Raw genomic sequence first — 11,864 nt, forward strand, 5'->3', positions numbered from 1 at the left:
TCTCGTGTGCCTCATAACGTCATAACCAAGAAGTCAGTCAACAACCCGAATGGGTCCTTGTCTATCTCTATACCATAGATCGAGAAGAAAGTCAAATAATTCCTTGACTTTCTTGACTTTCTTGTTGGTAGCGTGATAGAGTGAGAGAGAAGGGAAAGAAGATATGCAGCAGACACCAGAGGACACTTCCTTTTTGAGCAGTACTCGCGGGAAACTGGTCAGACTCTTGCGTCGATCCAGTCATACAGTAGAAGAGTTAGCCGAGCGGCTTGGTCTCACAGACAACGCGATCCGTGCGCAACTCACGGTATTGGAACGAGATGGGTTAGTCCAGCAACAGGGACAGCGTCGGAGCCGTAGTAAGCCTGCAACGCTCTATGCTCTTACCCCAGCCGCTGAGGGGCGCTTCCCCAAAGCCTATGGTCTGGTGTTACATCAGCTTCTAGAGACACTCACTGACCACCTGACCACTGAGGAGATTGACCTGTTGATGCGAACAACGGGTCGTCGCCTTGCAGCCTTGTGGCCTTCCTCGCCAGAAGAGCCAGCACCTCGTCTGGAGCGAGCACTTGCGCTCCTTGATGCTCTGGGTGGGCTGGCAGAGTTGGAACAAGGCGAGAACATATACATCATCCGTGGCTATCGCTGCCCATTGGCAGCAGTTGTGCCGGGGCATCCAGAAGTGTGCCACCTTCTGAGCACAATGCTTTCAGAGGTCATTGGAACCTCTGTCCAGGATCAGTGTGATGGGAGGAAGGCAGCTCCCTGTTGTTTCATCATTCATGGTATGGCGTGATCTGAAGAGCATAGTACCTCTTTGGACTTAAGTTTGGGTGAAGATTATTCTTGACATTGTCTAAAGAAAAGACTATAGTATCAAGGAAGATTAGACAATGTCCAAATTATCGACAAGAAAGACCAGAGCCACTTTGGTCGTCTCCCATGCGGCCCCGCTCGAAAAAGGCTCCCTTCAAGGCAAACCTCAGGAGAAGAGGCTCGCACCAGAGGGCTCCAGTGAACGAGGCGTAGGCGGAGAAGAGATAAAAATATGAATGCATTACGAGAAGAAGAGAAAAGCCCAGGCCAACGTTTACAAGAAGCCCACCTCAAGATGACACGTCCACGCCTGCTCGTCTTGAGTCTGCTCCACGAATTGAAAGAACACTACTCTGCCGACGAGATCGTCAATGAGCTGCGAGCACGTCAAACGCCTTTGCCTCGCGCATCTATCTACAATGCCCTTGATGCCCTCGTGAGCCGAGGGCTGGTGCTACGGGCTGATGCTGGTCCGGGGCGTGTCCTCTATGAGAAGGGCGGCACCTGGCATCATCATTTCGTCTGTATGAGTTGTGGGGCGGTAATCGATGTCCCTTGCCTCAAAGGAGAAAAACCGTGCTTACTCCCTGAGCGCGTCCCGGGAAGAGTCGAGGAGGCGCAGATCATTTTTCGCGGCTACTGCCAAACCTGCCTCTCAAAAGCAGAGGAGAATAGCCAGGGCGAAAAGAGCACACAATGAACTGCTGCTCGATGGCTACGCATCAGCCAGATTAAAGCCGCTCTTTCCTTCAGGAGATGTGATGGGACGTCTCCTGAAGGAAAGACAGTTGTCCGGATAAATGGCCTCCCATGCACCATATTCCCGCTTCTGCTTGTTTGGTGTATGTACTCACGCCACCTCGCTTTCTCACAGATTTGCATCTCTTTTCACCAGAGAAATATTCTCCTCAGTGTCACCGCTCAAATATCCCACAACCCGTACATTGCATTTTTCTCCCTTCACATTTTCTGTGCATCTTTCACGCAAATTGGTCTGTCGACAAACCATTCTCATCGCTTGCGAGGCTTCATTCTACGCAAGAGCGTGACCCTGTTCTTTCCAGGCGGGAGCGCCCTGATGGAATGCAGCCCAGTATGCCAGCCAGACTGCTCTCGAGAAAAGTTTTCCCTTGTTATCTTGACAATGTCTAAATTACTTGCTATATTAGACATTGTCTAAAGTAAAAACACCTTTCGTCGAAAACCGATGGGTGCCTGGCCGACGAATCGAAGCTTTCCTGACGAATGAAGAGCATATTATTCGACTTTCTCGTAGACTGATGATGAGAGGAGGCACCTCTGTTCAACAGAACAAGACACGCCTTTCGGCTGTGGAGCAGATGATGGGTTCCTTCCGTGAAATCCATTTGACGGAAAACAGTCCCCCAGCGGCTCTGGGTTTCCCAGGTCAATGACCTGTGGCCCAAATACAGCGCCAGTTCCCCACGACACGTAGCCTGCCAATGGGAAAGAGAAACATATGGCCAAACACCTCTTCATCATTGACGATGATCAGGAGATACGAGCGATTTTGCAAGAGTTGCTGGAGGGTGAGGCATATGAGGGAGAGATCGCGAACGATGGCCTGATCGCCTGGGAAATTTTTTCCCACCAGTGCGAACGCTATGAGACGGTCTCGTTGGATTTGACGATGCCACGGATGGGCGGGATCCCGCTCATTCAGATGTTACAGCAGCGAGCAGATGGGGGCTGCTCCCCATCATTATTCTCAGTGCGGATGGCGATGCTGTTTAGAAGGTCCTTGGGATGGGCATTCGACATGCTCTGACCAAGCCATTTGACCTGGAAACGCTTCTGGCGCTTGTGACCATATGCCGGGGAGAAGGTTCATCATCTCCCACCACAGCGAGGCGAAGCGCAGAGGAATAGCTCGCTCGCTTTCTGGCTCACTGGCGGAGGAAGCCAATCTCAGAAGAGGGCTCTCTCGACTTGCGAGCGAGCATGAGAGCCCGCCCTGTTTTTGATGTGCAAAATGCGAGGAGGTTGAGACCTTGGTAATGTCTAGTAAAAAGTCACTGCAATCGAAGGGAGAGGAAGGAAAAGATTCTTCGAATCTGACTGATGCTGAGAGGTTGCGAGTACTGGCGAAAAGTAAGCTGCTGGATAGCGCCAGCGAAGAGGTCTATGATCGGTTTACGAAATTGGCTGCTATGCTTTTGAATAGTCCGGTGTCTCTCGTTTCCTTGGTGGATAAGGATCGGCAGTATTTTAAGAGTTATTATGGCCTGCCAGAACCGTGGGCGTCACAACAGCAAATGCCGTTATCGCATTCCTTCTGTCAGTATGTCGTCTCTTCCAATCAGCCATTGATTGTGACAGACGCGCGAGAAAAGGCGTTCTTGGAGCATAATCTGGCGATTCCCGATGTGGGAACCATCGCGTATCTGGGGTTTCCGTTAGTGGTGGAGAATCAGGCGTTGGGAAGCTTTTGTGTGATTGATACCAAGCCACACGCGTGGTCAGAGCGGGAAATCGGCATCGTGCGGGAACTGGCCAGTTTTGTGACCACCGAGATCGCGCTTCGGATCGAAATAGCAGAGCACCAGCAAGTGACGGAACGATTGCAGGAGAGCGAGCAGAACTTTCGCGTGCTGAGCGAAACCGTGCCGCAGCTCGTGTGGACCATGTTCCCCAATGGCCGTCGCGATTACGTGAATCAGCGCTGGTGTGACTACACCGGGTCCACGCGTGAGCGCATGCAAAGCGATCGATGGGCTCATTTTCAGTTCATCCATCCCGATGATCGCGAAGGCAACCGAGCGTTCTGGCAGCATGCCCTCCAAACAGGTGAACCTTTTGAGAGCGAACATCGTCTCAGAAATGGTCACACAGGGACGTATCGCTGGTTCTTAGCCCGCGCCATGCCCGTGCGTAATGAAACCGGCGAGATCGTCAAGTGGTTTGGCACCGCCACCGACATCGATGAGCAGAAACGGGCCGAGCAGCAGCTCAAAGAAAGCGAGGAGAACTGGCGCGTGCTGGCCGAAACGATGCCGCAGCTGGTGTGGAGCACAGGACCGGACGGAGTTCACGAATACACGAACCAACGCTGGCGTGACTACACTGGGCTCACACCTGAGCAGGTACAAAACAACAGGTGGGCTCATCTCCAACTCATCCATCCCGACGATCGTGAAGGCACCCGAGCGCTCTGGCAGCATGCCCTGGACACGGGAGCCATGTATGAGCACGAAGAGCGTCTCAGCAATGGCCAGACCGGTGCGTATCGCTGGTTCTTAGTCCGCGCCATGTCGATACGTGATGAAGCAGGCCAGATCGTTAAGTGGTTTGGCACCTGCACCGACATCGATGACCAGAAACGGATGCAGGAAGCCTTACGAGAGAGCCAGGAGCGCGCAAGCGTCCTGATGAACTCTAACATTATCGGGATCTTCGTCGAAGAAGGTGAGCAGATTGTGGACGCCAACGACACCTTTCTGCGCATGACCGGCTATACCCGAGAAGACTTGCGTGCCGGGCGCATCAACTGGAGGCACATGACCCCTCCAGAATATCTGGCTCGGACCCAGCAGGCCCATCAGGAGCTGGCCACCCAGCAGTCGATGACGCCCTATGAGAAAGAGTACGTGTGTCAAGATGGCAGTCGCCTTCCAGTGCTCGTGGGCGGGATTGTCTTCCAGCATCACCCACTCCAAGCGATCACCTTTGTGCTGGATAACTCCGCACGCAAGGAACTCGAACAACGCAAGGATGACTTTATCAGCATGGCCAGCCATGAACTGAGGGGCCCGCTCACAGCCTTGAAATTGCAGACCACCTTGCTGCGCAGGCAACTGGCAAAGCAGGGCACCCAGGCGTCAGCGCCTGCCCTTTCTAGCATGGAGACCCAGATCAACAAAGTCACCCGGCTGGTGGAAGAGTTGCTGGATGTCTCCAAGATTCAGGCAGGCAGACTGGAGTACGTTCAGGAGACAGTGGATCTCGATGCGTTGCTCCGGGAAATCACCGAGACCTTGCAACAGAGCAGTCCGAGCCATACCCTCGTGGTGCGTGGTACTGGGGGAACCGGCCTGATCGGGGATCGGGACCGACTCGGACAGGTCTTCACCAACCTGATCAGCAATGCCATCAAGTATTCTCCCAACGCCGAGACGGTCGAGATGGACCTTTCCGCCTCCGAAGATGCGGTCACGGTCTGTGTCTGCGATCACGGCCTGGGCATCCCACGAGAGCAGCGCGACAAGATTTTTGAACGCTTCTATCGCGTCTCTGGTCCCAACCAGAAAGCCATTCCCGGCCTGGGGATGGGCTTGTATATTGTGGCAGAGATCGTCAGGCATCACGGAGGAAGCATCACAGTGGAGAGCGAAGTCGGGAAAGGCTCCACTTTTCAGGTGACCCTTCCAATGAAGAGGGTTTGACTTTCTGGTTTCCCCTTCCCTTGGTGCAATAATTGAGTATGGTCGGCGAGAGGATTGCTCCTACTCGCTTGTTTCTCGAATCTAGCAGATCATTCCAATAGAGCGCTTGTAGAGCGCTTGAGGTCAGAGCAGGTACGCATTTTCGCCACCAGGGATTGGGACACGTGAAAGGGAGGTTTACTGAACTATGTTGAAGACAAAGCAGACCAGGTGTGTCACTCCTGCGTCGAGTGGAACGCTCCTCACTCTTCTCGAGACGCTTCCTGATGCCATCTTTTTCATCGATGACGCCGCGACGACTGTGTATGCCAATGCGAGCGCCCAGACTATCACCGGAGCCACACGAGAGGACTTATGTGGCAAGCCATTGTGGCGCGGCGCTCCCCACCTGGTGAGCACCTCGCTCTACCAGGCCGTCCAGAAGACCAAACAGACCCGAGCACCAATCGAAGTAGAGTATGTTTCTCCCGTGACCCGGACCTGGCTGCACGTGCAACTCTCTCCGGCCGTTGGCGGACTCCTGTTGCATGTCCACGAGCAGAGAGAACCGTTGCCTCGCTGGGAGACGTTTGTCCCAGACGAACACCTCGCCGATGATGTCCTGAAGAACCTGTATGTCGGGGTCGGATGTCTCACGCCCGAGGGGATCTTGTTGGAAATCAATGAGGTCCCGTTAGCAGATGCGCAGATCCGCCGCGAGGAGGTGATTGGCCAACCGTTTGCCCAAACCCCCTGGTGGTCCTTTTATCCTGCGAGTCAACAGCAATTACGCGCCGCCATCACACGTGCCAGCAGGGGAGAAACCGTGCGTTTCGAGACTCTGGTTCACCCCAGGGAAGGGATGGACCTTCACCTTGAGGCAACGATCACTCCCCACGAAGAGGTGGACCACCACGTCGAGTACCTCGTCTATGTCGGGACCGACATCACCGAGCGCAAGCGAGCCGAGGGAGCCACCTATGCCCTGATGGATGCTCTCCCCCATCGGGTCTGGATCGCCAGATCCGATGGGTCTGTCACCTACCACAATCAACGCTTGATCGACTATCTGGTGATGCCCCTCGACCAGATCCAAGGGGATGGCTGGATGGTGGGGGTGCATCCTGATGATCGGCCTCAGGTCCAGGAGGCGTGGCAAGCCGCCATCCAGACAAGGGGACCTTATGAAGTGGAGCATCGCCTGCGAGACGGCATCAGCGGAGCGTATCGCTGGTTTCTGGCTCGAGGCGTGCCGCAGCGCAATGCCCAGGGCACGATCCTGCACTGGTTTGGCACCTGCACCGACATTGAGGACCAGAAGCGGATCGAGGAAGCGTTGCACCAGAGTCAGGAGCGCGCGAGCGCCCTGATGAACTCTAACATTATCGGGATCAACGTCATCGAGGGTGAGCAGATTGTGGACGCCAACGACACCTTTCTGCGCATGACCGGCTATACCCGAGAAGACTTGCGTGCCGGGCGCATCAACTGGAGGCACATGACCCCTCCAGAATATCTGGCTCGGACCCAGCAGGCCCATCAGGAGCTGGCCACCCAGCAGTCGATGACGCCCTATGAGAAAGAGTACGTGTGTCAAGATGGCAGTCGCCTTCCAGTGCTCGTGGGCGGGGGCGTCTTCCAGCATCACCCACTCCAAGCGATCACCTTTGTGCTGGATAACTCCGCACGCAAGGAACTCGAACAACGCAAGGATGACCTTATCAATATGGCCAGTCATGAACTCGGGACCCCGCTCACCGCGGTAAAGATGCAGACCCAACTGGTGCGAAAACGACTCGAAAAGCAATCCCATCACGAGGCTGCCACCGCGCTTTCCAGGGTAGAGGGGCCCATCAAGCTACTGGAGCGCCTGATTGGAGAGCTACTGGATGTCTCCAGGATCCAGGCGGGCAGACTGGAGTACGTCCGGGAGAGGGTGGACCTCGGCTCGCTGCTGCGGGATGTCACCGACACTATGCACCACTTCCATCCAAGCCATACCATTGTGGTACGTGAGACCGTGCAGACCAGCCTGATCGGGGATCGGGACCGACTCGGACAGGCCTTCACCAACCTGCTCAGCAATGCCATCACGTATTCTCCTGACGCCGAGACGGTCGAGATCGACCTCAGCGCCTCCGAAGATGCGGTCACCGTCCGTGTCCGCGATCATGGCCTGGGCATCCTACAAGAACAGCGCGACAAGATTTTTGAACGCTTCTATCGGGCACCGGATCTGAGCCAGCGAGCGATCCCCGGCCTGGGTATGGGGCTCTACATTGTTGCCGAGATCGTCAAGGGCCATGAGGGAAACATCACGGTGGACAGCGAAATCGGAAAAGGATCGACCTTTACGGTGACCCTTCCCAAGAGGAGGGATGCTTGACCAGGGAACGAACTCCACGCACGACCTGTGACACAAGGGGGGATTCCACTTCCAGCTACGATGCAGGCCATGATCCGTGAGGCAATGTGAACACTCGCACCTATCAATGATGCGGCTCCCTCGTAGGGGCCACATCATTGAAACAAACTCACTTATACCACCTTCTGGTCCCAATCCACTCGATAAGAGTAGATCCAGGCGAGCGAGTTCGAGCTGGCGAAGTGTTTGAGGAAGAATGACATCATCAGATCCCGGAACCACAGTTGGACCGGGTTGGACGCCATTTGATTCCGGCCCCTGTTCCGCGCGGACCGAACGATTTTCTCAGCCCTTTTCCGGCGTAGCCGTTCATACATGGCAAATGCCTTCTCCAGACTCGTCATATCACGAACGCATTTGGCCAGTACAATCGCATCCTCCAGCGCCATCGATGCCCCCTGCCCAGAACTTGGGGCCGTCGCGTGTGCGGCATCACCAACGCAGACAACGGGTCCCTTGTGCCATGCTGGCAGGGAGGGAATATCGTAAACCGGGTACACGCCGATATCGCTCTCAGTCGCATGAATGATCTCCTGAATAAGAGGATCATCCTCGCTGAACCAGGCAAGAAACCTCTTTTTCCACTCGTCGTTTGTTATCGTGCTTAACTCGGTTTTCCCTGGCTCTTGTGGTGATGGAGAATTGATAAACCAGTAGATCTCGCCCGATGCCTTCACGTGATATCCGAAGGCTGCACGCTCACCAAAGATAAAGTGCTGTACGCCAGGAGTCGGTGGAATGGTCGAATTATACGCGAATCCGCCGTAACCCATTACCCCAGTGTACAGTGGTTGGGAAATGTGAGGTACCATGAATTGACGCGCTCGGGAATGTATTCCATCACAGCCTACAAGCAAATTACCGCTGGCTATCGTGCCATCCTCGAAAGAGGCGCTTACCTGCTGCTCATTGACGATCTTGATAGAACTCAGCCTTTTGCTGAAGTGTATCGTGATTCCTCGGCACATCGCTTCCTCACGTAGGATCCTGTTCAAGGTTCCTCGTGTGATGATAACACTCTCGCCTCCCTGACTCTTTGGGGCACCATTGTGTATCTCCCCAAGGTGCTTGCCTTTCCCACTCCGCATAAGCATACGAGGAACAGGAGACCCCTCCGCTTTAACGGGGCCATCCAGCCCTAGAGACTGAAGTACATCGAGACCATTGGACGCCATGTTGAGAAAGAGACCCGCGTAATCATCGGGCCTGCTCCGTGCCTCATAAATTTCTGCTTCAAAGCCTGCGCGCTGCAAAAACATCGCTACAACAGGGCCAGCGATGCCGCAACCAATAATTAAGGCTTTTCTCCTGCTTGTTTCCATGCATTCCCTTTCTAGATACAGAATTGTCTCCTAGACAGTCTTTTTCTCTCTTCAGTATCTTTGAAGGAAATATCTGAATGCATCGTTTGCCAGACCAGTGCCCTCGCTCTGCCAGTGTGCCATCCTTGCTATTGTGGATGAGCTGATGCCCCTTGCTTCTTCGTCTGCAAATAGGCCCACCAGGGCTTCTCAAAATCGCCCTTTCATTTCTGACGGATCATAAACGGCCTTTCGGGGAGTGTATGGTGTGGTGGGTTCTGGGCAAAGCTCAGAACCCACCACACCATACACTCCCCTCTGAGCGCTGTAGGCGCGAAAAGCCAATGAAGAAATTGACGTTGAGAACCATGATAGGCGCATAGGCATGTATATACAAAAAATAAGTGATGATATATGCCTATACAGATGAGGCATACAATTGTTTTGAAGGAACTGGAGATGGGTAGATGTTTTAGAGCGAAATTTCAGAAGGGAGGGAAACCTCACACCCAGCTTGAACAGCATCACAGCGGAAGATTTCCAGGAGGAATAGAAGCAATGCATAACACCCAGCTTGAACAGCATCACAGCGGAAGGTTTCCAGGAGGAATAGAAGCAATGCACATATTTCTGGTCAGGTTATTGCGCTGGCTTGGTTTTACTATTACTGGGTTAGTGAGTCTTTTTATGATTGGCCAGATCATTCTACGGATCAGAGGCAGGCTTGACCCTAAACCTATGCCTCCCCGCTTTGCATTCTACCTGAACTCGGCGTTCCGTCGCAGGCTTTTTGGCTCTTTAGAACAGATTGTAGAACGTGCGGGCGTAACCCCTGGCATGCGCGTGCTGGAAATTGGGCCTGGACCCGGTCACTTCACAACGCTCCTGGCACGGCGTGTTGCTGAGCAAGGCAAGCAAGGCAGTGTCACCTGCGTTGAGCTTCAGCCCGAGATGATTGCTAGGCTTCGTCAGCAATTGCATAGGGAGCAGGTGAACAATGTAGAGATCGTGCAAGGCGATGCTCAGCAGCTCCCATTGCTATCAGCAAGCTTCGATATGGTCTTTCTTGCGACGGTCATTGGTGAAGTACCGGATATGCCAGCCCTTTTCAGTGAATGTGCACGAGTGCTCAAACCAGGCGGAACGTTGGCGGTGACTGAACAACTCTGTGATCCTGACTTCCGCCTTCCGAAAACTCCTCGAAAGCTCGCTATCAACGTAGGCTTGCAAGATATGGGATATAGAGGAACTTCCTGGTGGTCCTATACGGCCAGTTACCATAAGCTTGTCGCATAGCTATTTAGACGTGATCCATACCGCTACACAGCTTGTGCCTCTTTCCAGCAAGGAAGAGCTGTCAGCGCCGATGAAATTCCGAGCCGAGTGAAGGGAGAGTTGCTTCAATGGCTGTGCGCGTTTAGCACGCTTTTCACGCGGCGTCAAGGCCGCTCCGCTTTCCCTTGACGCCGCGTGAAAAGCGTGCTCAGAGGATTGATGTGCCATTGAAGCAAAAAATGATCATTGCTTTCTCGCTTTAAAAAGCTGTCATTTCAGGTTCTGTTGCGAACATTGTTGCGCTCGTCCCAAGGGAAACACTTCAAGCAATGCTACGGATAAAAGATGCAGAAGATGGGTTCCTTTTCGACATGCGTTTCCACTCCTATTTTTTGGCAACAGAACCAACAAGGCAATTCTCTTTGGAGAGAAGGGGGCATATATGAGACACCAAACTATCCAACGCCTATATTGGACAAGCAATCGCTTCGTTACATTGATCATTGGAATCGCGTTTATCCTCATCGGTGCCATTGGCTTTTTTTATACTCCGGATAGGGCAATGGGCAATATGATGGGCTTCGATATTGATTTTGTGCATAATTGTGTTCACTTGTTAACGGGAATTGTCGCTCTGGCTGTTTTTTTTACTGGCTGGCCACGCCTCTTCAATCGAATCTTCGGCTTCATATACCTTCTGATGGGACTCGCAGGGATTATATATCCAGGACTCTATGTTCATGACTTATTCTTGGGGGCCATCCATGCCAATGCGGCAGACCATATCCTGCACGTGGTCGTAGGAGCTATAGTTACTTTCATGGGCTATTTTGTGTACGATTACTGAACTGAACGTTTGCCATGTCCATCGATATTACCTTAGCCTCGGGCGGCCTGGTAGAGGTATTGTCAACTTGTTCGTAGGAATAACTTATATTGATGAGGTAGAAAGAAGAAAGGCGTTGAAGAGCAAGAAGAGGTGAAATAATACAGCGCATCCCTTTCGCGTCTGTCAGGATCGTTACGGTCTTACTCTCAACCGTAGCCGAAGCCGTCTTGATCACTGCGCCGCTTGTTCCGCCACTATTCCCTCCACTGCCGTTGCCATATCCCCCACTTGTAGATGTGGGTGTCACAGCGTTCGATTGAGGAGTTGTTGTAGATGAGCTGGAACTATTATCGCCGCTGGCTGTACCACCACATGCTGCCAGGAAGAGCAACAACACAAACGCCATACTATAGAGAAGAGTATACTTTCGTAAGCTCATAAAATGTATCCTCCAGAAGCACAGATCTTTAAGCGTTGAATACAGGGACTGTCGATACAGAGAAGTAATTCACTTCACTCCAAAGAAATACATCCGTTCCCTGAATTACACCTAAAAATTTCTTGATCCCCAGCACCTGTAGCAGGACTCGAACACCTCGGGGCGAACGAGGGCATGCATACGCCAACCATTGCGGTGGAAAACCAGGTCTCCGACCGCCAGAAGAGAGTCCTGGGAGTCCACAACACGACCAATCGATCGGCCTTCCAGGGGCGCATGGAGATCCCCAGCGCATCCATGCGCTCGCGCATGTAGGGGATCCAAAGAAAGGTAGATTTTCTCCAACGGAAGGCTGGCTCTGGTGTCGATTCACCTGGAACCCCGCTGCTTTCGCGCG

10 protein-coding genes are annotated in these 11,864 nt (G+C 53.2%); 7 read left to right on the forward strand and 3 right to left on the reverse strand.

The annotated features are described in order from the left end of the window. Positions 1-163: 163 nt before the first annotated feature. The 5 genes from KRAC_RS31210 (at position 164) to KRAC_RS31230 (ending at position 7,584) form a co-directional block, all read left to right on the forward strand. A complete protein-coding gene (locus KRAC_RS31210) occupies positions 164-796 on the forward strand; it encodes a helix-turn-helix transcriptional regulator (RefSeq protein ID WP_007914237.1) in 633 nt (210 codons plus the stop codon). A 252-nt stretch (positions 797-1,048) separates the two neighbouring features. Continuing rightward, positions 1,049-1,516 carry a Fur family transcriptional regulator gene (locus KRAC_RS31215; protein WP_007914241.1) on the forward strand — a complete coding sequence of 156 codons (468 nt, stop codon included), beginning with the start codon at positions 1,049-1,051 and terminating at the stop codon, positions 1,514-1,516. Positions 1,517-2,296: 780 nt separating this feature from the next. Further along, complete coding sequence (locus KRAC_RS31220) at positions 2,297-2,605, forward strand: response regulator (protein WP_007914243.1); 309 nt, start codon at positions 2,297-2,299, stop codon at positions 2,603-2,605. A 229-nt stretch (positions 2,606-2,834) separates the two neighbouring features. Beyond that, complete coding sequence (locus tag KRAC_RS31225) at positions 2,835-5,219, forward strand: PAS domain S-box protein (protein ID WP_040445390.1); 2,385 nt, start codon at positions 2,835-2,837, stop codon at positions 5,217-5,219. A gap of 187 nt (positions 5,220-5,406) precedes the next feature. After that, entirely contained in the window at positions 5,407-7,584 is a 2,178-nt protein-coding gene (locus tag KRAC_RS31230) for a PAS domain S-box protein (protein ID WP_007914246.1), read from the forward strand. A gap of 152 nt (positions 7,585-7,736) precedes the next feature. Here the strand turns inward: KRAC_RS31230 and KRAC_RS31235 are convergent, their stop codons facing one another. After that, a complete protein-coding gene (locus KRAC_RS31235; protein ID WP_007914249.1) occupies positions 7,737-8,945 on the reverse strand; it encodes an FAD-dependent oxidoreductase in 1,209 nt (402 codons plus the stop codon). Positions 8,946-9,542: 597 nt separating this feature from the next. Between KRAC_RS31235 and KRAC_RS62845 the strand changes: the two genes are divergently transcribed. Both KRAC_RS62845 and KRAC_RS31245 read left to right on the forward strand, forming a co-directional pair. Next, positions 9,543-10,220 carry a class I SAM-dependent methyltransferase gene (locus KRAC_RS62845; protein WP_052568728.1) on the forward strand — a complete coding sequence of 226 codons (678 nt, stop codon included), beginning with the start codon at positions 9,543-9,545 and terminating at the stop codon, positions 10,218-10,220. A gap of 421 nt (positions 10,221-10,641) precedes the next feature. Continuing rightward, a complete protein-coding gene (locus tag KRAC_RS31245) occupies positions 10,642-11,046 on the forward strand; it encodes a DUF4383 domain-containing protein (RefSeq protein ID WP_007914253.1) in 405 nt (134 codons plus the stop codon). Here KRAC_RS31245 and KRAC_RS71855 read toward each other — a convergent pair. Next, on the reverse strand, positions 11,018-11,467 hold the full coding sequence (locus KRAC_RS71855; protein WP_007914255.1) for a hypothetical protein: 450 nt from the start codon (positions 11,465-11,467) through the stop codon (positions 11,018-11,020). The two genes, KRAC_RS31245 and KRAC_RS71855, sit on opposite strands and share 29 nt — an antisense overlap. Positions 11,468-11,578: 111 nt before the next feature. Next, positions 11,579-11,812, reverse strand: coding sequence for a hypothetical protein (locus KRAC_RS79815; RefSeq protein ID WP_075164419.1), 234 nt, complete (start codon positions 11,810-11,812; stop codon positions 11,579-11,581). Positions 11,813-11,864: the final 52 nt, after the last annotated feature.

The sequence above is a fragment of the Ktedonobacter racemifer DSM 44963 genome (assembly GCF_000178855.1).
In the GTDB taxonomy this organism is placed as follows: Bacteria; Chloroflexota; Ktedonobacteria; order Ktedonobacterales; family Ktedonobacteraceae; genus Ktedonobacter; species Ktedonobacter racemifer.